The organism is Aeromonas sp. SCS5 (assembly GCF_001887375.1).
Classification (GTDB): domain Bacteria; phylum Pseudomonadota; class Gammaproteobacteria; order Enterobacterales; family Aeromonadaceae; genus Aeromonas; species Aeromonas jandaei.
On record NZ_LFCS01000006.1, the window covers coordinates 37485 to 61914 of the forward strand.

At 61.1% G+C, this 24430-nt stretch carries 17 protein-coding genes; 11 read left to right on the forward strand and 6 right to left on the reverse strand.

Going from position 1 to position 24430, the window contains the following annotated elements:
* Positions 1-73: 73 nt before the first annotated feature.
* Both BS300_RS08035 and BS300_RS08040 read left to right on the forward strand, forming a co-directional pair.
* The gene (locus BS300_RS08035; protein WP_071912028.1) at positions 74-1300 is read left to right on the forward strand and encodes an exonuclease SbcCD subunit D C-terminal domain-containing protein; all 1227 of its coding nucleotides are present in this window, start codon (positions 74-76) and stop codon (positions 1298-1300) included.
* Positions 1297-5049 carry an AAA family ATPase gene (locus BS300_RS08040; RefSeq protein WP_071912029.1) on the forward strand — a complete coding sequence of 1251 codons (3753 nt, stop codon included), beginning with the start codon at positions 1297-1299 and terminating at the stop codon, positions 5047-5049. The genes BS300_RS08035 and BS300_RS08040 overlap by 4 nt, the downstream gene beginning before the upstream one ends.
* A gap of 65 nt (positions 5050-5114) precedes the next feature.
* On the opposite strand, the gene BS300_RS08045 is transcribed toward BS300_RS08040, so the two are convergent.
* Both BS300_RS08045 and BS300_RS08050 read right to left on the reverse strand, forming a co-directional pair.
* Complete coding sequence (locus BS300_RS08045; protein ID WP_071912032.1) at positions 5115-5879, reverse strand: class III extradiol ring-cleavage dioxygenase; 765 nt, start codon at positions 5877-5879, stop codon at positions 5115-5117.
* Positions 5880-6097: 218 nt separating this feature from the next.
* Entirely contained in the window at positions 6098-6343 is a 246-nt protein-coding gene (locus tag BS300_RS08050) for a hypothetical protein (protein WP_071912034.1), read from the reverse strand.
* 308 nt (positions 6344-6651) lie between these two features.
* On the opposite strand from BS300_RS08050, the gene pykF reads away from it, so the two are divergent.
* The 3 genes from pykF to BS300_RS08065 all read left to right on the forward strand — a co-directional run bounded on the left by pykF (position 6652) and on the right by BS300_RS08065 (position 12894).
* On the forward strand, positions 6652-8064 hold the full coding sequence (gene pykF, locus BS300_RS08055; protein ID WP_042033075.1) for a pyruvate kinase PykF: 1413 nt from the start codon (positions 6652-6654) through the stop codon (positions 8062-8064).
* A gap of 150 nt (positions 8065-8214) precedes the next feature.
* Positions 8215-11550, forward strand: coding sequence for a mechanosensitive channel MscK (gene mscK / locus BS300_RS08060; RefSeq protein WP_071912036.1), 3336 nt, complete (start codon positions 8215-8217; stop codon positions 11548-11550).
* 405 nt (positions 11551-11955) lie between these two features.
* Positions 11956-12894, forward strand: a complete 939-nt coding sequence (locus BS300_RS08065; protein WP_071912038.1) for a sensor domain-containing diguanylate cyclase — start codon at positions 11956-11958, stop codon at positions 12892-12894.
* Between the two features lie 104 nt (positions 12895-12998).
* Here BS300_RS08065 and crr read toward each other — a convergent pair whose 3' ends face one another.
* From crr to cysK, 4 genes are all read right to left on the reverse strand, one after another.
* On the reverse strand, positions 12999-13508 hold the full coding sequence (gene crr / locus BS300_RS08070; protein ID WP_005303134.1) for a PTS glucose transporter subunit IIA: 510 nt from the start codon (positions 13506-13508) through the stop codon (positions 12999-13001).
* Positions 13509-13550: 42 nt separating this feature from the next.
* The gene (ptsI, locus tag BS300_RS08075) at positions 13551-15278 is read right to left on the reverse strand and encodes a phosphoenolpyruvate-protein phosphotransferase PtsI (protein WP_041208245.1); all 1728 of its coding nucleotides are present in this window, start codon (positions 15276-15278) and stop codon (positions 13551-13553) included.
* 44 nt (positions 15279-15322) lie between these two features.
* Complete coding sequence (locus BS300_RS08080) at positions 15323-15580, reverse strand: HPr family phosphocarrier protein (RefSeq protein WP_005303128.1); 258 nt, start codon at positions 15578-15580, stop codon at positions 15323-15325.
* Between the two features lie 442 nt (positions 15581-16022).
* A complete protein-coding gene (cysK, locus tag BS300_RS08085; RefSeq protein ID WP_005347490.1) occupies positions 16023-16991 on the reverse strand; it encodes a cysteine synthase A in 969 nt (322 codons plus the stop codon).
* A 159-nt stretch (positions 16992-17150) separates the two neighbouring features.
* On the opposite strand from cysK, the gene BS300_RS08090 reads away from it, so the two are divergent.
* The 6 genes from BS300_RS08090 to exeB all read left to right on the forward strand — a co-directional run bounded on the left by BS300_RS08090 (position 17151) and on the right by exeB (position 24342).
* Positions 17151-17993, forward strand: coding sequence for a MoxR family ATPase (locus BS300_RS08090; RefSeq protein WP_071912040.1), 843 nt, complete (start codon positions 17151-17153; stop codon positions 17991-17993).
* 3 nt (positions 17994-17996) lie between these two features.
* Complete coding sequence (locus BS300_RS08095; protein WP_071912042.1) at positions 17997-19160, forward strand: VWA domain-containing protein; 1164 nt, start codon at positions 17997-17999, stop codon at positions 19158-19160.
* A 54-nt stretch (positions 19161-19214) separates the two neighbouring features.
* Entirely contained in the window at positions 19215-20336 is a 1122-nt protein-coding gene (locus tag BS300_RS08100) for a beta-ketoacyl-ACP synthase III (RefSeq protein ID WP_071912045.1), read from the forward strand.
* 56 nt (positions 20337-20392) lie between these two features.
* On the forward strand, positions 20393-21838 hold the full coding sequence (locus tag BS300_RS08105) for an HD domain-containing phosphohydrolase (RefSeq protein ID WP_071912047.1): 1446 nt from the start codon (positions 20393-20395) through the stop codon (positions 21836-21838).
* A 249-nt stretch (positions 21839-22087) separates the two neighbouring features.
* Positions 22088-23656, forward strand: a complete 1569-nt coding sequence (locus BS300_RS08110; protein WP_071912049.1) for an ExeA family protein — start codon at positions 22088-22090, stop codon at positions 23654-23656.
* Positions 23656-24342: a GspB family T2SS assembly factor variant ExeB gene (gene exeB / locus BS300_RS08115; RefSeq protein WP_071912051.1), complete on the forward strand. Its 687-nt coding sequence runs from the start codon at positions 23656-23658 to the stop codon at positions 24340-24342. Before BS300_RS08110 ends, exeB begins: the two co-directional genes overlap by 1 nt.
* Positions 24343-24430: the final 88 nt, after the last annotated feature.

Sequence of the window (24430 nt, forward strand, 5' to 3'; positions counted from 1 at the left end):
AAAGCACGGGGCATCCTCATCTTGTCACCATCGGGTGCCACCGGCACCGTCCCAGGATCCGGGTTGCTTTCTCATGAAAATCCTCCATACCGCCGACTGGCATCTTGGCCATCAACTCCATGGTCACGACCGCCGTTTCGAACACGATGCCTTCCTCGACTGGCTGACCGACACCCTCAAGGCGCGCGAGATCGACGCCCTGCTGGTAGCGGGCGATCTGTTTGATACCGCCAATCCGCCCGCCAGCGCCTGGCAGCAGCTCTACCGCTTTCTGGCGCGGCTGCGCGCCGAGCTGCCTCACCTCAACATGGTGCTGATCGGCGGCAACCACGACTCCCCCTCCAAGCTGGATGCCCCCCACGAGCTGTTGCGGGCCTTTGATCTGCATCTGGTAGGCAGCATCAGCCGCGACAGTGAGGGCAAACTCGACACCGACCGTCTGCTGGTACCGCTGCAAGACCGGGAGGGCAAGATTGCCGCCTGGTGCGCCGCCGTGCCGTTCCTGCGCAGCAGCGACTTGCGGGTGGAGCAGTTGGCAGAGGGGCAGGACAGGTTGATCGAAGGGGTACGCCAAATCTACGCCGAGGTGCTGGCCGAAGGGCGCTCCCGCTGCGGCGAGGATCTGCCGCTCATCGCCATGGGCCACGCCTATCTGGCGGCGGGCCAGCTCTCCGAGCTTTCAGAGCGGCGGGTGCTCGGCGGCAACCAGCACGCCCTGCCTGCCGAACTCTTTGCCGGTGCCGACTACACGGCACTCGGTCACCTCCATCTGGCCCAGAGCCCGGCCGAGGGGGTGCACTACAGCGGCTCGCCGCTGCCGCTTTCGCTCGCCGAAGCCAACTACAACCATCAGGTGCTGGAAGTGACCTTTGCAGAGGGCAAACTGGCCGGGCTGGAGCGAATCCCGGTGCCCCGCGCAGTGGAGATGATCCGCCTGCCCCAGAGCCCTCTCGACGAGGCACTCGAAGCCATCGAGGCACTGACGCTCCCCCCTTGTCCACAAGAGGCACAGCCCTTCCTCGAAGTGCGGCTGCTGCTGCCCAAGCCAGAAGCCCGCATTCGCGAGCGGATTCTCGCTACCATCGCCGACAAACCGGTGCGGCTGGCCCGTATCAGCACCCAATATCAGGGCTCTGGCGAAGGACTGGCCGATGGTCGCGAGCGGCGCAGGCTGGATGAGCTCTCCCCCACCGAGGTGTTTCGCCTCTGCTATCAGCGCCAGTTCGAGGGGGAACCCGAGGCACAGCTGGTCGCCTCGTTTGAAGAGATCCTGGAGCAGGTGAAGGAGTCAAACCAATGAAAATCTTGTCTCTGTCTGGTGAGAATCTGGCCAGTCTGACCGGCACCTTCACCATCGACTTTACCCGCGGGGCACTCGGTGCCGCAGGATTGTTTGCCATCACCGGCAATACCGGCGCCGGCAAGAGCACACTGCTCGACGCCATTTGTCTCGCCCTCTACGACGAGATGCCGCGCTTTATCGCCAATCGCAAGAACGTGGCCGAAGTGGGCCGCATGGATGACGAGGAGAAGCTCAAGGCCAACGACGTGCGCGGCATCCTCAGTCGCGGTCACGCCAGCGGCTTTGCCGAGGTGCAATTTCGTGGCTGCGATGGCCGCATCTGGCTGGCCCGCTGGGCGGTGCGCCGTGCCCGCAACCGCGCCGAGGGGCGCTTTCAGGCGCAGGAGCGCACCCTGACCGATGTCGAGTCGGGGCAAGTTTTCAGTGGCAGCAAGCGGGAGCTGCAGGATCGCATCGATGAACTGGTGGGGCTCTCCTGGGAGCAGTTCCGCCGTGCGGTGATCCTGCCGCAGGGGGAGTTTGCCGCCTTCCTCAAATCGGACGCCAACGAGCGCTCCGCCCTGCTCGAACGGATGACCGGCACCGAGCTCTACTCCGCCATCTCCATCCAGACCTATGAGCGGGCGCGGGAGGAGCAGCAGAAGATGGCCGCCATCACCCAGCGCCTCGGCGACGTGGCGCTGATGGACGAGGCGACCCGCGAGCAGTGGGTAAGCCGGCAGGTGAGCCTCGCCACCACCCTCAAGCATGAACAGCAACAGCAGCAGCTGATGCAGGATCTGCGTGACCTCAACGGTCGCATCGCCACCCAGCAGCAAGGTTGCAGCGAGGGTGAAGCCGCGCTGGAGGCCGCTCTGCAGGCCCACGGCGCCGCCGCTCCCGAGCGCGAGGAGTTCGCCCGCGCCGAGCAGGCACAGGTGGCCCGCGCCGATCACGACGAGCTGGCCCGCCTCACTCTTGAGGTGCAGCAGCAGGAGAAGGTGATCGCCGAGCTGGGGCCGGAGCTGGCCAAACTCGAGGAGCAGACCCAGCAGAGCGCCCTCACCGAACAGCAGCTGCTGGCAGAGAAGATCGCCGCCGAGCGCGAATGGGGCGCCCTGCAACCCGAACTCAAGCGGGCGCAGGAGCTGGACACCCGCATTCGGGAAAAGCAGCAGCAGTTACAGAAGATCCAGCAGGAGGGAACCCAGGAGCGGGAAGTGCAGCTCACCCTCGAGCAGGGGTGGCGCGAACAGAGTCAGCAGGTGGAACAGCTCAGGCGCCAGCACCAGCAGTGGAGCCTCTGGCTGGAAGAGAACAAGGAGCTGGCACCGGTCGCCCGCCAGTGGCAGCCCCTGCTCACCGCCATGCAGGATTGGGCCGGGGATGCCGACAAGCTGCAGCAACTGCTCACCCTGCGCGATCACAAGCTGCGCGCCCTGCAGCAGCTGCAACGCCAGCTGGAACAGGGCCAGCAGGAGCGCGACTACTGGCAACATGAACAGACGCGGCTACAACAGCAACAGAACGAGCTGCAGGAGCAGCAGTGGGAGAGCCGCCTCGCCAAAGCGCAGGAGCAGTGGCAGCAACAGACCGAACAGCTGGGCCAGCTGCGCCAGCTGCTGGAGCTGGCCGACTATGGCCGCAATCACGGCGAGCAACATACCCGCTTGCAACAGGAGATTGCCCAGCTGGAGCAGGCGCTCGGCAAACTCGCCACCCTTGGCGACGAGCTGGCGCCAGCCCGCGAGCGGCTCGCCCTGCAGCGGGACGAGGCGCGCCACGCGCTGGAGCAGTCCCGGGCAGTGGCCACGTTCGAGCAGTATCGCCATATCCTGAGCGATGGCACCCCATGCCCGCTCTGCGGCGCCGAGGAGCACCCCTACAGCCAGAGCCAGCCGCAGGTGGCGGGTATTCTCGGTCAACTGGCGGAGCGGGCCCGCAGCCTCGAACTGGAGTGGGAACGGCTCAACCACCAATACATTCAGTGCGAGAGCGAGCGTCAGGAGCTGGCTCGCCAGCTGGCAGTGCGCCAGCAGCACCTGCCGGAGCTGGAGGCGCGCGCCGAACAGCTGACCCAGCGCTGGCTGCAGCTGGGAGGCGATACCCTGCTGGGCCATCCGCTGCCGCTGCGCCAGAGCCCCATCGAGTGGAACGAACTGATGAGCACCCTGCTCGGCCACGGCCAGACGCTGGAGCAGGGACTGGCCCACAGCCAGCAGCTGCTGCGTCAGGCCCAGCTAGGCCAGCAGCAGTTGCAGGGGGTGCGTCAGCAGCTGAGCCAGCTGGGCGCCCAGCACCAGCAGTTCGAGCAGCAGTGGCAGGAGGCCGACCGTCATCGCATCGCGCTGGAAGGGGAAGTGAAGGCAATGGGCGAACAGGAAGCGACCCTGCGCCAGCGCCTCGAACAGGGGGGCAACCGTCTCGATGAACAGATGGCTGGCCAACCCTGGCGCCAGTGGCTCGGCAGCCAGCAGTGGCGCGAGTGGCAGCGGGCCTGCGAGGCCTGGCTGCATGGCCAGAGCGAGTGGGAGCGGCTGGCCAGCGAGATCGCCAGCCTCACCCCGGCCCTGAGTGCCCAGGAAACGCGCCTGCAGACCCAGCGCGAACTGTTGCACAAGCTGGAGCGGGACTACAAGGAGCACGAGCAGCAGCGGCAGGGACTGCTCACCAGCCGCGCCGCCTGTCTGGGTGGCGAGGAGATCGCACTGGTCGAGAATCGCTGGCAGCAACGACTGCAGCAGCTCGCCAGCGAACTGGAGGCGATGCAACAGAGTGCCCGCACCCTGCGCGAGCGGCAGACCGAGCTCAAGACCCGCCTCAGCCATGTGGAGCAGGAGAAGCAGGTGAGCAGCCGCCGCAAACGGGAGGTGCTGGGTCGCTGGGCTGCCCACGCCAGTACCCTCGGCATCGTCGAATATGACCTGCGCCGCCTGCTGGCCATCAGCCCCGATGAGCTCAAGGCGCGCCGCGCCGCCCTGCAAGGGCTGGAGGATGCGGTTGGCGAGGCGCGCACCCGCCTTGCCGAGCGGCAGCGGGCGCTGGCGCTGGAGGAGAGCAAGCGCGAACGCTATCGCGAGCATCACCCCGAGCTGGCTGCCCTGCCGCAGGAGGAGCTGCTGCTGCGGCTCACGGCGCTGGAAACCCACTGCCGCGAGCTAGACGAGCAACTGTTCGAGTGCAAGAGCACGCTGGCGCAAGCCGAAGCGGCCGCCCTCAAGGCGGGCAGCCTGCAGCAGGAGCTGGCCGCCCAGCAGGCGGTGGCCGACCACTGGCAGCAGCTGTGCGATCTGATCGGGCAGGCCAACGGCGCCAAGTTCCGCACCTTCGCCCAGAGCCTCACCCTCGAACGTCTGTTGCTGGAGGCCAACGCCCAGCTCGCCGAGCTCTCGCCGCGCTACCGGCTGGAGCGGGTGCCCGGCACCGATCTGGCGCTGCAGGTGGTGGATCTCGATATGGGGGACGAGGTGCGCTCGGTGGACTCCCTCTCCGGCGGCGAGAGTTTTCTGGTGTCGCTGGCACTGGCGCTGGCCCTCTCCAGCCTCTCGTCGCGGCAGACCCAGGTCGAATCGCTGTTTATCGACGAGGGGTTCGGCACGCTCGATCCGGACAGTCTGGATCTGGCGCTCGCCAGCCTCGACTCCCTGCAGGCCGCCGGCCGCCAGATCGGGGTCATCTCCCACGTCCAGACCCTGGTGGAGCGGATTGGCGTACAAGTCAGGGTGGAAGCCCTCGGTGGCGGCGAAAGCCGGGTTATCGTCCCCTGACCATAGCCAATCCCCAAAACGACAAGAGCCCGCCAATTGGCGGGCTCTTGTTTGCACGGCGCTCGTTAATCGAAGCGGTAGGCCCCCATGTAGAGGCTGCCGCCATCCCAGCTCTCGTGCAGCAGGGTCGGTGCCTTGCCCTGCGCGGCCCCCAGCGCCACAAAGAGCGGGCGCAGGTGATCGTCGTGGGGATGGGACTCCACCGCTCCGGGGGCCAGCCGACGGTAATCGAGCAATGCCTCTCGCTCCCCTGCCGCCATCGCCCCTTCCAGCCAGTCGACAAACTGGCTCGCCCAGCGCGGCACCGGCGACCCCTCGGGCCCCAAGGCCCGCAGGTTGTGGGTGATGGCGCCGGAGGCGAGGATACCAATCCCCTGACTGCGCAATTCGGCAAGTGCCTCCCCCAGCTGCCAGAGCTGGGTCGGGGTGAAGCTGGCAGGGATGGAGATCTGCACCAGCGGGATCTCGCTGTCCGGGTCGATCAGGGAGAGCGGTGACCAGACCCCGTGGTCCAGTTCGCGCCGCACCGGGGTAGTTGCCAGCCCCGCCAGCGTCAGCTGATCGCCCACCGCCTGCTGTAACCATTCAGGGCTGCTGGCTGGCCAGCGCATCCGGTAGAGCGGCTCGGGGAAACCATAGAAGTCGTACATCAGCGCCGGTTTGGGCTCGACGTTGATCTGCAGCTCGCGACTGAACCAGTGAGCGGAGATGACCACCAATCCCTTGAGCTCCCCCAGCCGCAGGGTGCTCAGAAATCGGGTGGCAGGTTGATCACGCAACACCAGATCCGGTGCGCCGTGGGAGATAAACCAGACGGGGGCGAGGGACATAACAGTGACTCCAGCAAGGGTTTGGATGGCGATTTTTGCCGCGAGGCAACGCCGCTGAATTCATTATCAGCCCGCCTCAACGGGTTAACAATCAGGCTGAATGGATAAGCACTATCAACCCATTATTGATAATCAGGCACCCAGCCCAACCATTGTCAAAAGAGATCAACCCGTCTGGTTAACCCGTTTTGCGGTTGCCCCCGCAACCTGATGACCGTTCAATGCCTCTCGCCGGAAAGGGCTACGCGGGTCGCCGCCCCCTGCGCCAGCCACTCCTGCAACAGCAATCGCTCTGCGGCCACCTCTGCCGAGACCGGTGCCGCTCCTTCGGCCAAGTGTTTGCCGGTAAAGGCTGAGCGCCAGTGGTGATTGCCCGGCCAGCTGGCGTCAGGCATGGCATGGGCCAGCAGCAGTGCCCCCGCCAGCAAAAGCAGAACCGGGCCACCCCATGGGCTGTTTTCCATCTGTTTCCCCTTCACAAGCGCGCCAATGGGCTAACATCTTTGCGCAAGCTGGTGACAAGACGGTGACAGTGAGCAGGTGGTCATTTTACAACATCTGAACCTTCTCTCCGCCAATAAGACACAGATGGCAACATTTGTCGTCAATCAGCTCAGACCAGTGGATGCATGCTCTAAAAAGTGACCAACAGGAAAACGTTATCCCTGAAAAGAAAACGTTATCTGGTCAAAACGTTGTTTCTGGATCATAAAAAGAATCCAAAAACTGGTGTATATTGCTCGGCGGAAACTCCTTAACCATGAAGACTGACATGAAAAAGACCAAAATCGTCTGCACCATCGGTCCCAAGACCGAATCCAAAGAAATGCTGGCAAAAATGCTGGACGCCGGCATGAACGTCATGCGCCTGAACTTCTCTCACGGTGATTACGAAGAGCACGGCACCCGTATCCGCAACCTGCGCGAAGTGATGGCCGAGACCGGCAAGCGCGCAGCTATCCTGCTGGATACCAAGGGTCCGGAAATCCGTACCATGAAGCTGGAAGGTGGCAATGACGTCGCACTGGTTGCTGGCCAGACCTTCACCTTCACCACCGACCAGACCGTGGTTGGCAACAAAGACAAAGTGGCCGTGACCTATGCAGGTTTCGCCAACGACCTGCGCGTCGGCAACCGCATCCTGGTTGACGACGGCCTGATCGGTCTGGACGTCATCGAAATCACCGAGCGCGAAGTTGTTTGTAAAGTACTGAACAACGGCGATCTGGGCGAGAACAAGGGCGTCAACCTGCCGGGCGTCTCCATCAAGCTGCCGGCCCTGGCCGAGAAAGACAAGCGCGACCTGATCTTCGGCTGCGAGCAGAGCGTTGATTTCGTTGCTGCTTCCTTCATCCGCAAGAAAGAAGACGTGCTGGAAATCCGTGAGCACCTGAAAGCCCACGGTGGCGAGAACATCCAGATCATCTCCAAGATCGAAAACCAGGAAGGTCTGGACAACTTCGACGAAATCCTGGCTGTGTCCGACGGCATCATGGTTGCTCGTGGCGACATGGGTGTCGAGATCCCGGTTGAAGAGGTTATCTTCGCCCAGAAGATGATCATCGCCAAGTGCAACAAGGCCCGCAAAGTGGTTATCACTGCCACCCAGATGCTGGACTCCATGATCAAGAACCCGCGTCCGACCCGCGCCGAAGCCGGCGACGTGGCCAACGCCATCCTGGACGGTACCGACGCAGTCATGCTGTCCGGTGAGTCCGCCAAGGGTAAGTACCCGCTGGAAGCCGTGACCATCATGGCCACCATCTGCGAGCGTACCGATGCCGTGATGCCGTCCAACCTGTCTGCTTCTAACGACAGCAACAAGCTGCGCATCACCGAAGCCGTATGTAAAGGCGCGGTCGAGACCTCCGAGAAGCTGGACGCCCCGCTGATCGTGGTTGCCACCGAAGGCGGCAAGTCTGCCAAGGCTATCCGCAAGTACTTCCCGAAAGCCTGGATCCTGGCGATCACCACCAACAAGAAGACCGCTGCCCAGCTGGTTCTGACCAAGGGTGTGGTTGCTCACGTGGTTGACAGCATCGCCTCTACCGACGATTTCTATCGCATCGGTAAAGAAGCCGCGCTGGAAATCGGCATGGGCCAGAAAGGTGACGTGGTTGTGATGGTCTCCGGTGCTCTGGTACCGAGCGGCACCACCAACACCGCTTCTGTTCACGTTCTTTAATCGGAACTGAACAAGCTGAAAACGGCGCCTGCGGGCGCCGTTTTTTTTATCCCTCCCCCCTGCTTACCAACGGATGCCGGTGTTAGAATCCCCGCGGATTTAATCCAGGTGGGAAATTTCCCAATTACCGCGCAATAACCCGGAAGTTATATGCAATCAACACCCTTCAAGAGAGCATCGGCCATCCTGTTGCCGCTGCTCTGCCTACTCGTCAGCCTCTGCGGTGCCCCGCAAGCCATGGCGCAGGATGTTCCATCCCGCGCTTCCGTCCAGCGGGCGCTGGACAATCTGGGCAAATCCGAGACCCTGACCGTCAGCCAGCAGGCCGACCAGAAGTTTCTGACTGAAACCCTCACCCTGCTCGACAGCATCGACAAGGAGGAGGCGAAAGCCAAGGCGCAGGCCCAGCGCATTCGCAATCTGCCGGGTGAGCTGCGCGACATCAGCGCCAAGCTCAACGACCTGACCCAGGGCAAGAGCCCGGAGCAGATCAAGAGCGAATACGCCAGCATGAGTCTGGCCGAGCTCGACAACCGCCAGCCCGATGTGCTGGCCAACATGCAGGCCGCCCAGGAGGCGCTCGGCGCCATCGGCAGCCAGCTCACCAACCTGCAGACCCTGCCGGAGCGCGCCCAGAGCAGCATGAGCCGCGCCTACCAGCGCAGTCAGGAGATCCGCAGCCGCCTTAATGCCGGCGAGAGCGTCAGCAGCGCCGAGAAGATGAAGCTCAATACCGAGCTGGCACTGCTCGACCTGCAACTTTCCCAGCTGCAAAAGGATCTGGACAACCGTACCAGCATGCAGGATCTGGCGGTCAAACAGCGCGACTACCAGAACGCCCGCCTCACCAGTGAAGAGCAGAAGCTGCAACTGCTGCAGGAGCAGAGCAGCGCCAAGCGCCTCGGCGACACCGAGAAAACCGCCGAGCAGACCGGCGAGCTGGTAGCGACCGAAGACAGCCCGCTGGTACAAAAAGAGCAGGTTCTCAACCACCAGCTCAGCCAGCAACTCATCAGCGCCACCACCAACCTCAACTCGCTGGTCCAGAAAAACCTGCAGGCCAAGAGCTGGCTGGAGCGCGGCACCCAGACCGAGCGCAACCTCAACGAACAGGTGCAGATGCTCAAGGGCAATCTGCTGCTGTCACGCATCCTCTATCAGCTCTATCAACAGCTGGAAGCGGCGCCCACCATCGCCGTGAAAAACCTGGAAGAGCAGATCGCCGATCTGCATCTGGCCCAGTTCGAGCTGAGTCAGCAGCGTGACCAGCTGTTCCAGAAGAACCTCTATCTGGATAACCTGATCGCGAGCAGCAAGGAGCCGGTCAGCGATGAAGACAAGGAGAGCCTGGCCAAACTCATCGATACCCGCATCAACCTGCTCGATCAGCTCAACCGCCAGCTCGACAGCCAGCTCACCAACGCCATCAGCCTGCAGCTGACCCAGCAGCAGCTGGCGCGGGTCTATGCCTCTATCGAATTTACCCTGCAACAGCACATCTTCTGGGTAAGCAGCAACAAACCGATCGACTTCAAGTGGTTTATCAGCTGGCCCGCCCAGGCCTACAAACAGGCCTCCGACTGGGTGCTAAAACCGGACTGGAGCCAGTGGCGCGAAGAGCTGCTGGGGATCTCCCTGCTCGCCTTCCCGCTGCTGCTGATCGGCGGCCTGCTGATGTGGAAGCGTCCGGCACTGGCCGAACGCCAGAAAAAGATTGCCAAGGATCTGGGCCGCTTCCGTCAGGACAGCCAGTGGCACACCCCGCGCGCACTCTTCTTTACCCTGTTGCAGCGCCTGCCGGGCAGCCTGTTCATTCTGGCGGGCGGCCTGCTGCTCACCTACTGTGGTCTGCTGAGCCCCAAGCTCATCTTCCAGATCACTCTGAACCTGGCCCTCAGCTATCTGGTCTTCAGCATCTACATGGCGGTGATGCGCCCGGGCGGACTCGGTGAATCCCACTTCCGCATCCCGCGCGCCGAGTTGCAGGCCAAGCGCAACAGCATGCGCTACCTCTGGTTGCCGCTGCTGCCCCTCATCATGCTGTCGACCAAGGCGGTGGTAGAACCCTCCTCTCTGGGCAACGACGTGATTGGTCAGGCTCTCACCCTGATCCTGCTGGCGCTGGCCGCCTATCTGGTGTTTCCCATCTCCCGCGCCCGCATCAAGGGCGAGGCGAGCATGGCCCAGACCATGACTGCCATTGCGCTGGCCCTGGCCCCGGTGGCGCTGATCGTGCTGGCGGTACTCGGCTACTACTACACCGCGCTCAAGCTCACCGGTCGCCTGATCGAATCCTTCTATCTGCTGATCATCTGGAGCCTGGTCTACCGCACCGCCCTGCGCGGGCTGGAGCTGGCGGCCCGTCGTCTGGCCTACCGCCGCGCGGTGGCCAAACGTGAGCACAAATCTTCGGAAGATGCGGAAGGTGGCGAGTCCATCGAAGAGCAGCCGATGGATCTGGAGGATGTCAGCCAGCAGTCCCTGCGTCTGACCCGTACCGTGCTGATGCTGATCTTCGGCGTCGCCTTCTACTGGCTCTGGTCCGATCTGGTCGCGGTATTCTCCTATCTCGACAGCATGGTGCTGTGGCACCGCACTGAAGGCACCGGTGCCAATGCCGTGCTCTTCCCCATCAGCCTGAGTGACGTGCTGATCGGCCTCCTGATGCTCGGTGGCGCCTGGTCGCTGGCACGCAACCTGCCGGGCTTGCTGGAGGTGCTGGTGCTCTCCAAGCTCAATCTGGCTCAGGGGACGGCCTACGCCATCACCACCATGCTCAACTACGTACTGATCGGCTTCGGCTCCCTCACCGCCCTCTCCATGATGGGCGTGCAGTGGGACAAGCTGCAGTGGGTAGCGGGTGGTCTGTCAGTCGGTATCGGTTTTGGCATGAAGGAGATCCTCTCCAACTTCGTCTCCGGCATCATCATCCTGTTCGAGCGTCCGGTGCGGATCGGTGACACCGTCACCATCGGCTCCTTCTCGGGTACCGTCTCGCGGATCCGCATTCGCGCCACCACCCTGACCGACTTCGACCGCAAAGAGGTGATCATCCCCAACCAGCAGCTGATGACCGAGCGGCTGATCAACTGGTCGCTGAGTGACACCGTGACCCGGGTCATCGTGCGGGTAGGCGTGGCATACGGTTCCGATCTGGAGCTGACCCGCACCCTGCTCAAACAGGCGGCGGACGAGAACAGCCGCGTGCTGAAAGACCCGGCGCCCATCGTCTACTTCCTCACCTTCGGTGCCAGCACCCTGGATCACGAGCTGCGCTTCTTCGTGAGCGAGCTGGGGGATCGCAACCCGGCGGTGGACGAGTTGAACCGCAAGATCGACCAGCTGTTCCGCGAGAACGGCATCGAGATCGCCTTCAACCAGATGGATGTCTACATCAAGAACATGCAGGGGGAGGAGCAGAAGGTCGAATCCAACTCCGGCGCCCTGCCGCCACCTCCCGCTGACGAGGGCAAACAGCCCGCTTAAGGGAAGAGAAACCAGCAAAGCCGCTCACCTGTGTGAGCGGCTTTTTTATTGCGTTCACATGATCGGTCAGCGGATCGGAGAAGGCTCGGCAAGCCCTGGGGAGGTGGCCACCCGGCAAGTGTTGCCCTCTGTGGCGCCAGAATACCGTTATTTTATAAACAAAATTGTTTATAAAATAAGCCGCTAAACGCGTTGAATCATTGCCGCAAGCCGCTCTGGTGACATCGGCAGACACCCAGCGACCCCCTCCGAACCGGTGCAACATGCTGCTCCAGCCCCCTTTTCCCCTGCTTTCAGATGAGACGATAGCTCTCCCCCGCCGCGCCCCAGAAATCCATTTACCACCTGCGCTGGCTAACCTATGTTAGAGAAAGTGACAAAAGGATCAGGGAGCACCACGTGACGATGGAAGAGAGAGAACTGCAGCAGATCCTGTTTCGTTCCTTTGACGTGATACCGCTCCCCATTCTGGTGTCAGAATCGGTGGCGCGCCGCGAGGGTCTGCCCGATACCGGTGACAGCATCCCTGTGCGTCGCCATCGCTTTCTCAACCGCGCCTTTCGCGAGCAGCTCGGGTATGACCTGGCCGATCTGCCCGATATGGCCAGCTGGTTCCGCCTCGCCTATCCGGATGCAACCTACCGCAGCGCGATCATTCAGGCCTGGCACACCGAGGTAGAGCGCTCTTTGCAAGAGGGGCGAGAAGTGGCGGAGATGCCCGCCCTGATCCGCTGCAAGAATGGCCAGCACCGCTGGTTCGTGGTAACGGCCCAGCTGGGGGCCGATGCCATCCCGAATGGCCATATCGTCACCTTCCGCGACATTCACGACCTGCAGTGCATGGTGGAAGAGGTGAGCCGCCTCTCCTGTACCGACCCCCTCACCGAGCTGTGCAACCGTCGTGGTGCCGAGCAGCAGCTGCAATCCCACCGGATGCAGGGCGATGCCTTTGCCCTGGTGCTGGGCGATATCGACCACTTCAAGCAGATCAACGACCGCTACGGTCACCCTGCGGGGGATGCGGCGCTCTGCGCCGTTGCCGAAACCATGACAGAACTGCTGCAACCGGGGGAGTGCCTGGCCCGCTGGGGCGGCGAGGAGTTTCTGCTGATCTTGCCGGATCACACGCTGGAGCAGGCCACCTGCCGGGCCGAACGGCTGCGCCAGCAGGTCAGCGAGCTGATCATGCCATGGCAGGGACAGAGTATCACTCTCACCATCAGCCTTGGCTGCGCCGCTACCCGGGGCGATCAGAGCATCGACTACCTGCTGATGATGGCGGATCGGGCACTTTACCTCGCCAAGGAGCAGGGGCGTAACCGGGTGGTGGTCGCGAAAGAGTAAGGGAGGAGAGGAAAGGGGTTCTGGACCGGATCGCAGCCATAAAAAAACCGAAGCACAAGGCTTCGGTTTTTTGTTGCAGTAACAGGCGCTTGGCCTGTCACGGCTTATTTCTTGATGCGGATCACCGGGGTCTCGCCCACAGTCACGGCACCAGTCATCTTCACCAGCTCTTTGATCTCGTCCATGTTGGAGATGACCACCGGAGTCAGGGTAGACTTGGCTTTCGCTTCCAGAACGGCCAAATCGAACTCGATGATGGTGTCGCCACGCTTGACCTGCTGGCCTTCCTGAGCGATACGCTTGAAGCCTTCGCCTTTCAGCTCAACGGTGTCGATACCGAAGTGAACGAACAGCTCGATGCCAGAGTCAGATTCCAGAGAGAACGCGTGGTTGGTCTCGAAAATCTTGCCGATGGTACCGTCGCACGGAGCAACCATCTTGTTGCCAGCCGGCTTGATGGCGATACCGTCACCAACGATTTTCTCGGCGAAGACGACATCAGGCACATCTTCGATCGGCACGATTTCGCCAGACAGCGGAGCAAAGATTTCGATGCCACCGGTGTCAGAGCTATCGTCGGAAACCAGTTTCTTCAGTTTGTCGAACAGACCCATATAAAGCTCCTAGAGATGATTTTTCGCTGTTTGCAGCCGATCTTAGCAGACTGCCTTCTGCTTAATAAAGTTATCTACGCATGCTTCGATTTCAGCAGCGGTGGCAAAGCTCAGTGCTTGATCAGCCATTGCCTTCACATCTTCGAAGTTGGTGTTGCGGATAAGCTTCTTGATACGCGGTACAGAGATGGCGCTCATGGAGAACTCATCCAGACCCATACCCAGCAGCAGCAGGGTGGCACGCTCGTCACCAGCCAGTTCACCACACATACCGGTCCACTTGCCTTCGGCATGGGATGCATCGATAACCATCTTGATCAGGGTCAGGACGGAGGGTGACAGCGGGTTGTACATCGCGGAGATCATCTCGTTACCACGGTCGACAGCCAGGGTGTACTGGGTCAGGTCGTTGGTACCGATACTGAAGAAATCCACTTCCTTGGCAAGATGATGAGCCATGACGGCAGCAGCCGGGGTCTCGATCATGATACCCACTTCGATGGATTCATCAAAGGCTTTGCCTTCGGCGCGCAGTTCAGCTTTCAGCGTCTCTACGGTAGCTTTCAGGCTACGGAACTCTTCGACAGAGATGATCATCGGGAACATGATGCGCAGTTTGCCAAAGGCAGACGCACGCAGAATGGCCCGCAGCTGAGCGTGCATGATGTCTTCGCGGTCGAAGAAAATACGCACTGCACGCCAGCCCAGGAAGGGGTTCATCTCTTTCGGGAAATTCATGTACGGCAGCTCTTTGTCGCCGCCAATGTCCATGGTACGCACGATGATCGGCTGATCCGGCATCGCTTCGGCCACTTCTTTGTAGGCTTTGAACTGCTCGTCTTCGGTAGGCAGCGCGTCACGGTCCATGAACAGGAACTCGGTACGGTACAGACCCACGCCTTCGGCGCCATTGCGGATGGCACCTTCGGTATCCTTGACGGTACCGATGTTGGCACACACTTCGACCTGATGACCATCCAGAGTGATGGCAGGCAGATCTTTCAGCTTGGCGAGCTCGTCTTTCTCAGCCTGATAACGGGCCTGAGTCTCTTTGAACTGGGTCAGCTCGGCTTCGCTCGGGTTGATCACAACTTTGTTGTTGATGGCGTCGAGCAGGATCATCTCACCGTTCTTGACGCGATCGGTGATGTCGTTGGTGCCCACGATGGCCGGCAGCTCCAGAGAGCGGGCCATGATGGAGGTGTGGGAGGTACGGCCACCGATGTCGGTAACGAAACCCAGCACATATTTCAGGTTGATCTGAGCAGTTTCGGACGGGGTCAGGTCTTTGGCGACCAGGATCACCTCTTCGTCGATGGTGCTCAGGTTGACAACGGCGATGCCCAGTACGTTCTTGACCAGACGGGTACCGATGTCACGGAAGTCGGTTGCGCGCTCGCGCAGATAGGGGTCGTCCAGCTCGGCCATCATCTTGGCGTACTGTTCGATCACCTCGTAGATGGCTTTGTCGGCGGATGCCTTGTTATCTTTGATGAAGGATTTGATATCCCCTTCCAGCTCTTCATCTTCGAGCAACATGATGTGGCCTTCGAAGATGGCCTCTTTTTCTTCGCCGAAGGTGCGACCGGCCATCTCTTTGATGGCTTCCAGCTGTGCAGCTGACTTGGTGCGGGCTTCGAGGAAGCGGTTGATCTCGGCATCAATCTGGTCAGCAGAGATCTTGCCCTGATTGATAACGATTTCATCTTCTTTCAGAAGAAGCGCCTTACCGAATGCGATACCGGGGGACGCAAGAATGCCAGATATCATAATCCTTCCTATTAAAACGACTGTGGGGGAGGAGTAAAGCTGGATTACTCCAGCTCGTCCATCAGGGCAACCAGCTTCTCAACGGCTTTCTGAGCGTCCGGGCCGTCGGCCTGGATGGTCACGTTGGTGCCTTTGGTCAGACCCAGAGTCTGCAGCTTGAACAGGCTCTTGGCGCTGGCGGATTTGCCACCGGAGACCACAGTGATCTCGCTTTGGAATTCTTTGGCTTCTTTCACGAACTGAGCTGCCGGACGGGTGTGCAGGCCGTTTTCAGCAGTAATAACAACAGACTTCTCGTACATGGTTTCACCCCATATTATTGATATTTTTTAGTGAGCTGGTCGCTTTTCAGACAACCTGACCCACCGTGTCAGTATGGATATGTTGTAAAGTAACGAAAGCAGACCCGCAATGGTTTAATCCAGGTCAATTTTCTGTGCAGTATTTCGGTGTCTTGGTCGGGATTTTTCCGTTATTGGGCTACAAGCCGCATCAGGACTGGCCTGAAATTATTTTATAACGAAAAATAACACTTTGTTACTTTGTGATACCTGACCATCAGACACCGCGTGACGCCGCACAGGATATGAGATTTATCACAGAATGTCTGCTTTTTTTCTCGCTCCGGAGCTTGTTATTTTACCCCAAAAAATAAGGGCCCGACTGGCGCTGGGCGATGCAGAGTCTAGCCCATAAAGAAACGGCGCTCCTGGGAGCGCCGTCTGGTCAGTGCAATCTTGTGGTTTACTGCTGCAGTTCTTGCTCGCTGAATACGCCAGCAAACAGGGCACTGGAGAGGTAGCGCTCCGCGGCGCTCGGCAGGATGACGACTATCGTTTTTCCTTCAAACTCCGGCAGCTCGGCCAGACGGCTGGCAGCCACCACAGCAGCACCGGAGCTGATACCTGCCAGGATCCCCTCCTCCTCCATCAGGCGGCGAGCCATCTCGATAGCTTCGTCACTGGTCACCTGCTCGACACGGTCAATCAGGGAGAGGTCGAGGTTGCCCGGAATAAAGCCGGCACCAATACCCTGGATCTTGTGGGGGCCCGGTTTGATCTCTTCACCGGCCAGCTTCTGGCTGATGACCGGCGACTCGGCAGGCTCAACGGCGACAGAGACCACCGCCTTGCCCTGAGTCTTTTTCAGGTAGCGGGAGACACCGGTAATGGTGCCACCGGTACCGACCCCGGCCACGAACACATCCACCTCACCGTCAGTGGCATCCCAAATCTCGGGGCCAGTGGTCTTTTCGTGGATCTCCGGGTTGGCCGGGTTTTCAAACTGTTGCAACAGCACATACTTGCCCGGCTCGGACTCGAGGATCTCGTTGGCCTTGGCAATGGCCCCTTTCATGCCGAGCGGCCCTTCGGTCAGCACCAGATTGGCCCCGAGCGCCTTGAGCAGCTTGCGGCGCTCCAGACTCATGGTGGCTGGCATGGTCAGGGTGATGGGATAGCCACGAGCAGCCGCGACGAAGGCCAGAGCAATACCCGTGTTGCCGCTGGTGGGCTCGATGATCTCCTTACCCTTGGTCAGGATGCCGCGCTTCTCGGCATCCCAAATCAGGTTGGCACCGATACGGCACTTGACGCTGAAGCTGGGGTTGCGGCTCTCGATCTTGGCCAGTACGCGGCCTTTGGTAACACGGTTGAGACGAACCAGCGGGGTGTGACCGATAGTCTGGCTATTGTCCTCAAAAATTTTGCTCATGGTGCTATCCCTGTGTTTGTTACGACGATGAAACAAGATTACCCTGTGGTTTCTGAATGAGAAGTGACTATTCGTTATAACCATATGGTATTACAACATATAGAGCTTATTCTCTCTGGCCCCTGACTCCGGGAGCCAATCGTCAAAGGAACCGACGTTATGGGATTTTCAGGAAGCAGCCAGTATCTCGCCTCCGATGCATTGAAGATGGCGGTCAATGCCGCCATCACCCTCGAAAAACCGCTGCTGATCAAAGGGGAGCCAGGCACCGGCAAGACGGTGCTGGCGGAAGCGGTCGCCGACCATCTCGGCACCGATCTCATTGCCTGGCATATCAAGTCCACCACCAAAGCCCAGCAGGGACTCTACGAATATGATGCGGTGGCCCGGCTGCGCGATTCCCAGCTCGGCGACCCCAGAGTGGCCGATATCAGCCACTACATTCGCCAGGGCAAGCTGTGGCAGGCTTTCAGCGCCGAGCAGCGACCGGTGCTGCTGATCGACGAGATCGACAAGGCCGACATCGAATTCCCCAACGATCTGCTGCTGGAGCTGGATCGGATGGAGTTCGACGTCTACGAGACCGGCGAGCGAGTCAAGGCACGCCAGCGGCCGGTGGTCATCATCACCTCCAACAATGAAAAAGAGCTGCCGGATGCCTTCCTGCGTCGCTGTTTCTTCCACTACATTCGCTTTCCTGACAAGGCCGAGATGCAGGCCATCGTCAAACTCCACTACCCCGACCTCAAGGAGAGCCTGCTTGGCGAGGCAATGGATCTCTTCTTCGAGCTGCGCGAGGTAGAGGAACTGCGCAAGAAGCCCTCCACCTCGGAGCTGCTAGACTGGATCCGCCTGCTCCTGGCCGACGATATCGCCCCCGAGGCGATGCGCGCCCGCGAGCCCGGCAAGCTGGTGCCCGCGCTATATGGCGCCCTGCTCAAGACCGAGCAGGATTTGCATCTCTTCGAGAAGCTCGCCTTTTTGGCCCGACGCGGCAGCTGACCCATGTTGATCGACTTTTTTACCCACCTGCGCCGCCACAAGCTCCCCTGCAGCCTGCGCGAACTGCTGGACTTGCACGCCGCGCTGGCGGCCCGGCTGGTCACCATCGATATGGACGAGTTCTACCAACTCTCCCGCTGCCTGCTGGTAAAAGACGAGGCTCACTACGATCGCTTCGATCGCGCCTTCGCCGAATACTACGAGGGACTGGAAGCCATCCCCCTGCTGCCGGAGAACCTGCCCGAGGAGTGGCTGCGCAAGGAGTTCGAACGGCTGTTGAGCCCAGAGGAGAAGGCGCTGCTCAAATCCCTCGGCGGACTCGACAAGCTGCTGGAGACCCTCAACCAGCGGTTAAGCGAACAGAAAGAGCGCCACGCCGGCGGCAACAAGTGGGTGGGGACCGGTGGCAGTAGCCCGTTTGGCCACGGTGGTTTTCACCCCGAGGGCGTCCGCATGGGTGGAGAGGGGCAGCACGGCAAGGCGACCAAGGTGTGGGAGGCCCGCCACTATCGCAACTTCAGCGACGACTCGCCGCTCGGCCAGCGCGCCATCCAGCTGGCACTGCGCAAGCTCAGACGCTGGGTGCGCAAAGGCAATCCCGACGAGCTGGATCTCGACGACACCATAAAAAGTTCTGCCCGCCAGGGCTGGCTCGATGTGAAGCTGCGGCCCGAGCGCCACAACGGGGTCAAGCTGTTGGTTTTCTTCGATGTCGGAGGCTCCATGGATGCCCACGTGGCCGAGGTGCAGCGCCTCTTCTCCGCCCTGCGCCACGAATTCAAGCATCTGGAGTACTTCTATTTTCACAACTGCCTCTACGACTTCGTCTGGAAGGATAACGCCCGCCGCTTTGAGGAGCGGTTCGATACCCTGCGCCTGCTGCGCACCTACGGCAGCGACTACCGGGTGATCCTGGTGGGGGATGCCACCATGGGCCCCTACGAGATCACCTGGCCGGGTGGCAGTGTCGAGCAGTGGAATGAAGAGTCGGGTCAGGTGTGGCTTACCCGCTTGCAGCAACACTTTCCCAAACTGGTGTGGATCAACCCCACACCGCGCCGGGAGTGGCTCTGGCACCCCTCGATAAAATTGATGAATGACGTGGTTGGCGGGCGGATGCATCCGCTGACCCTGGCGGGTCTCGCTGCGGCGATCGACCAGCTGTAACCCTCTCTACCCTATAAACCGACAAGCCGGGAACGCACCCGGCGAGGAGCAAAGATGACCTCTATCGTGATCAGTGGCTCAGGCCTCTATACACCCCCCTTTGCCGTCAGCAATGAAGAGCTGGTGGCCGCCTTCAACCAGTATGTGGATCTCTACAACGAGGAGAACGCCTCCGCCATCGACGCCGGCCAGCTCCCCGCCAAGCAGCACTCCAGCTGCGAGTTCATCGAGAAGGCCTCCGGCATCAAGAGCCGTTATCTGGTGAGCCGCGAGGGAGTGCTCAACCCCGACATCATGCAGCCGCTGCTGGCAGAGCGGCCCGATGAGATGCCCTCCATCATGGTGGAGATGGCGGTGGCCGCCGCCGAACAGGCGCTGATCACCGCCGGCCGCGAGCCGGGAGAGATCGATTTGGTGATAGTGGCGGCATCCAACATGCCACGCCCCTACCCGGCGCTGGCCATCGAGCTGCAGCACTATCTGGGAGCGAGCGGCATGGCCTTTGACATGAACGTGGCCTGCTCGTCTGCCACCTTCGGTATCAAAACAGCAGCCGACATGCTGGCGGCAGGCAGCGCCAAACTGGCGCTGGTGGTCAATCCGGAGATCTGTTCGGGGCACCTCAATTTTCGCGATCGGGATAGCCACTTTATCTTCGGCGATGCCTGCACCGCGGTGCTGCTGGAGCGGCAGGTCGATTGCAAGGTGGCCAATCCGTGGCAACTGGTAGCAAGCAAGCTGGTGACCCGGTACTCCAACAACATCCGCAACAACTTCGGCTTTTTGAACCGGCTAAGCCCGCGTACCCGCTACGGCGACGACAAGCTGTTTCGCCAGCAGGGTCGCAAGGTGTTCAAGGAGGTGTTGCCGCTGGTGTGCGACCAGATTGCCGGCCAGCTCGATGAACAGGGTTGGGCAGCAGACTCCCTGAGCCGGCTCTGGCTCCATCAGGCCAACCTCACCATGAACCAGTTCATCGGCCGCAAGCTGCTGGGCCACGATGCCAGCCAGCAGGAGGCGCCGGTCATTCTCGACAGCTATGGCAATACCAGCTCGGCGGGTTCCATCATCGCGTTTCATCTGTACAATCGCGACCTTCCTGCGGGGGCACGCGGCGTCCTATGCTCGTTTGGCGCCGGCTACTCTATCGGTAGCCTGCTGCTGCAACGGTGCTGAGGATGGTGCGCCTGTCGCGGCGGCCATAACAACAAAAACGCTGTTCAGGTGAAATCATGATGAGAATCTCGGGGCGCTGCGCCCTGCACTACGGGGTAACCCTGTCATTCTTTTGTCTCTATGGCTGGCAGGTCTGCCCGTTTCTCGAGAGCCTCACCCTACCCCAGCTGCTGGGGCCGACGCTGGTGACGTTCGCCATCATGTTCGCCGTGCGCAACCGCCTGCTCTCAAGGCGGCCCCTGCCGCGTAACGGGCTGGACGGGTTTGGACTGGAGGTAGGTTTCTACCTGCTGGGAGCACTGCTGCTCTCGGGCTACAACGCCCTGGCCCACGACTTTCCGCTGGAGAGTCACCTCAAGGTCTTGCTGGGGATGACCACCCTCGGCTTTCTGGTGGCGGCCGACCTGACTCTGGAGCGGGATTGGCATCGGGCCAGAGCACGGCAAGCCGAGCAGAGCCTGGCACTGAGCCATCCGCTGGCCATGCCGCTGCCACGCAAGTTCACCCTCTTTACCCTGGCAACCCTCACCTTATTGGGGTGCGTATTCTTCTTGCTGTTCAACAAAGATCTGGAGTGGCTGGTGACGGTGGAGCGCAGCCTGCCGAGAGTCGAGGCCCAGCACTACATCCTGTGGGAGATCGCCTTCGTGATGACGGTGACCTTCAGCTATCTCGCCCTCATCATTCACGGCTACGGCCGCAACCTTGGCCTCTCCCTGCGCCACCAGACCAGCACCATGGCCAGAGTGCAATGCGGTGACTTCGATGCCCGGGTGCCGGTCACCCGGGATGACGAGTTTGGCCTTATCGCCGCCAGCACCAATCAGATGATCGGCGAGCTGAAATCCCGCAGCGACGAACTCAATCTGACCCGGGATGTGGCCATTCTCGGCCTCGCCTCGCTGGCAGAGACCCGTGACAACGAGACCGGCGCCCATATCATCCGTACCCAACACTACGTCAAGGCGCTGGCGGAGCATCTGAGCTTCAGCAACTGGGATAGCTATCCACTGGATGATGCCACTATCGATCTTTTGTTCAAATCAGCCCCGCTGCACGATGTGGGCAAGGTGGGCATTCCCGACGCCATCCTGCTCAAGCCGGGCAAGCTGACCGATGAGGAGTTCGCCATCATGAAGCGCCACCCGCAGATCGGTGCTGATGCGCTGGCGAGCGCCGAGGCGCAGCTGGGCTCCAACTCCTTCCTGCGGCTGGCGCGGGAGATCTCCCTCACCCACCACGAAAAGTGGGATGGCAGCGGCTATCCGGCAGGGCTGGCGGGTGAGGCTATTCCTCTCTCAGGGCGGCTGATGGCGGTGGCGGATGTCTACGATGCCCTCATCTCGAAACGGGTCTACAAACCCGCCTTCAGCCATGAGGAAGCGAAGGAGATCATCGTGAAAGGAAGCGGCAGTCATTTCGACCCGAACATAGTCAAGGCGTTTCTCGCCTGCGAGGCGCAGTTCAAGGAGATAGCGGCCAAATTTCAGGATCATCGCTGAGTCGGCAAACCCGATAACGAACCGATAGGTGAAAACTTCGCCTCCCCAAGCTGTTGACAATAAACTTATTTTTGCAAATCACCGCTATTTTTTGACCATTTGAGCGGCACAATCCCGACTCTGGATCACAAGATGAAGGGAAAGTGCCGTCATTTGTCTCTTGTCCACTCGGATAGCTTCCAATGAGTGCGAGGTTTGCTATCATCCGGAGACATTTTTTACCTGTAACTGGTCACAAAAGAATCCCTCATGTACACACAGTTCTTTGGCCTCTCGGAACACCCGTTCTCCATCTCGCCCAATCCCAAATATCTCTACATGAGCGAGCGGCACGGGGAGGCTCTGGCCCATCTCAGCTACGGATTGCAGGATGGCGGCGGCTTTGTGCTACTGACCGGCGAAGTAGGCACCGGCAAGACCACCGTCTCCCGCTGCCTGCTGCAACAGCTGCCCGCCGAGACCGAGATCGCCTATATCCTCAACCCCTCGCTGACCGAGCGGGATCTGCTGGCGGCCATCTGTGACGAGTTTCAGCTTGCCTACCCGACCGAGGCGGGGATCAAGCTGTTGTTCGACCTTATTCGCGACCACCTGCTGGCCAATCTGGCGGCAGGCAAGCGCAGCGTGGTGCTGGTGGATGAGGCCCAGCATCTGCTGCCAGAGGTGCTGGAGCAGTTGCGCCTGCTGACCAACCTCGAAACCGACGAGAAGAAGCTGCTACAGGTGGTGCTGATCGGTCAGCCAGAGCTGCAGCAGATGTTGCGCCAGCCCCTGCTGCGCCAGCTGGCCCAGCGCATTACCGCTCGCTACCACCTGCTGCCCCTGGGTGCCGGCGATGTCGATGCCTATGTTCGCTTCCGGCTGCAGGTCGCCGGCTGCGTACAGCCCATTTTTACCCCCAGGGCAATCCAGACCCTCCACCGCCTAAGCGGTGGCATTCCCCGTCTTATCAACCTCATCTGCGACCGCGCCCTGATCGCCGCCTTTGCCCGTGGCAGCTACAAGATTGTCCATGGCGACATCAGTCAGGCCGCCTTTGAGGTGAGCGGGATCCGCGACGAGGGGAGCTGGCTCTCCGGCCTTGCGGTCGCTCTGGCTGGCTCCCTGCTGGTGGCGGCTGGCTGGTGGGGCTGGCAGTTCTTCGGCGTCTTCCCCACCCGCCCGGTGGTCAAGGTCGAGGTACCGGTTACCGTCGATGAGACCGCCGAGCAGCAGGAGCAGCTTACCGAGGCGATCAATCAGGCACTCGACCCCGAGGGCGCAATGCAGAATCTCTACCGGGTCTGGGGCTACGAGCCCGAGCTGGAGGATGCCACCTGCGACAACGCCCCCCGCGCCGGCCTGCGCTGTCAGGAGGGGGAAGCGAGCCTCGATGAGCTGCGCAATCTGCAATACCCCGCCATGGTCAGCCTTACCGACGAGACGGGCGGTATCTACTATGCCACCCTGGTCACTCTCGGCCCCAAGCAGGCGCGCCTGATGATCGGCAACCAGAGCTGGCAGGTTGAGAGGCAGTGGCTCAGCGACAACTGGGGCGGCAGCTACACCCTGCTCTGGCGCATGCCCAAGGGGGGCGCCAGCCTGATCGGCAACAATGCGGGGCAGGCCCAGATCCAGTGGCTCGACAATGCCCTGAGCCGTGCGCTGCAACAGCCCGAGCGCAAGGTGCGTCGCTTCGATGGCGAGCTCAAGAACAAACTGCAGCAGTTCCAGCGGGATCAGGGGCTCAACCCTGACGGCATCGCCGGCAGCAATACCCTGCTGCGCCTCAACGCCCTCTCCGGTGAACCCATGCCCAGACTGGAGGAGGCCTCCTGATGTCTACCCTGCTCAAGGCGCTGCACCGCGCACAGCAACCGCAGCCACAAACCTGTATCCCCGCCATGGGGCTTGCCATGCCCCGCGAAGAGGCGCGGACATCCCGCCGCCTGGTCTGGCTGCTTGCTCCGCTCGCCCTGCTGCTAGGTGCTGGCGCCAACTATGGCTGGCACCTGATCCACCTGCGCCCCATCGAGGAGAAAGTCGAGGTGAAAGAGGTGGTCACCCCGCCCTTCGTGCGAGTGGAGCCCAAGGCGATGGTAACGCGGCCGCTGCCACCTCCCCTGCCGGAGCCGGTGGTGCAGCAGCCCAGGGTTGCAGCCGCCACCAGTAACCCGGCCGCAAGTCGACCTACTCTGGCTGAACAGCTGATGCGCGCCCTCAACGAAACACCGCTGCAACAGGAGTCGGGTACAGTGCCCCAGAGCGTGCAGCCGGCCCAGCTGATGCCGCTGAATGCCGCGCCGCTTTCGATCCGCCAGCAGGTTCCCGCGTTCAGCTATGGTTCCCATGTGTTCTCATCCAACCCCGCCAAACGGGCTGTGGTGCTCAATGGCCGTGAATACCGGGAGGGGAGCGAGATTGCCCCCGGGGTGCGCCTGGCCTCCATCGCTCAGGAGTACATGGTGCTGGATGTGGGTGGCCAGAGTGTCACCCTCAAGGCGCTGCAGGATTGGCAGGGCTGAGATTCGCCACAACCAGGGTGCTGACTGGCACTTGGTTGCCTCTTTAATAAGCAATGGAACGCTCAAGGTGTGATGAAATATCAAGTTT

Coding starts and splice junctions, on each gene's coding strand:
- BS300_RS08050 (WP_071912034.1), bottom strand. CDS start 6,343: ATGGAAAACAGCCCATGGGGTGGCCCGGTTCTGCTTTTGCTGGCGGGG.
- BS300_RS08035 (WP_071912028.1), top strand. CDS start 74: ATGAAAATCCTCCATACCGCCGACTGGCATCTTGGCCATCAACTCCAT.
- BS300_RS08110 (WP_071912049.1), top strand. CDS start 22,088: ATGTACACACAGTTCTTTGGCCTCTCGGAACACCCGTTCTCCATCTCG.
- cysK (WP_005347490.1), bottom strand. CDS start 16,991: ATGAGCAAAATTTTTGAGGACAATAGCCAGACTATCGGTCACACCCCG.
- crr (WP_005303134.1), bottom strand. CDS start 13,508: ATGGGTCTGTTCGACAAACTGAAGAAACTGGTTTCCGACGATAGCTCT.
- BS300_RS08045 (WP_071912032.1), bottom strand. CDS start 5,879: ATGTCCCTCGCCCCCGTCTGGTTTATCTCCCACGGCGCACCGGATCTG.
- BS300_RS08100 (WP_071912045.1), top strand. CDS start 19,215: ATGACCTCTATCGTGATCAGTGGCTCAGGCCTCTATACACCCCCCTTT.
- BS300_RS08065 (WP_071912038.1), top strand. CDS start 11,956: ATGGAAGAGAGAGAACTGCAGCAGATCCTGTTTCGTTCCTTTGACGTG.
- ptsI (WP_041208245.1), bottom strand. CDS start 15,278: ATGATATCTGGCATTCTTGCGTCCCCCGGTATCGCATTCGGTAAGGCG.
- BS300_RS08080 (WP_005303128.1), bottom strand. CDS start 15,580: ATGTACGAGAAGTCTGTTGTTATTACTGCTGAAAACGGCCTGCACACC.
- mscK (WP_071912036.1), top strand. CDS start 8,215: ATGCAATCAACACCCTTCAAGAGAGCATCGGCCATCCTGTTGCCGCTG.
- BS300_RS08105 (WP_071912047.1), top strand. CDS start 20,393: ATGATGAGAATCTCGGGGCGCTGCGCCCTGCACTACGGGGTAACCCTG.
- pykF (WP_042033075.1), top strand. CDS start 6,652: ATGAAAAAGACCAAAATCGTCTGCACCATCGGTCCCAAGACCGAATCC.
- exeB (WP_071912051.1), top strand. CDS start 23,656: ATGTCTACCCTGCTCAAGGCGCTGCACCGCGCACAGCAACCGCAGCCA.
- BS300_RS08040 (WP_071912029.1), top strand. CDS start 1,297: ATGAAAATCTTGTCTCTGTCTGGTGAGAATCTGGCCAGTCTGACCGGC.
- BS300_RS08090 (WP_071912040.1), top strand. CDS start 17,151: ATGGGATTTTCAGGAAGCAGCCAGTATCTCGCCTCCGATGCATTGAAG.
- BS300_RS08095 (WP_071912042.1), top strand. CDS start 17,997: ATGTTGATCGACTTTTTTACCCACCTGCGCCGCCACAAGCTCCCCTGC.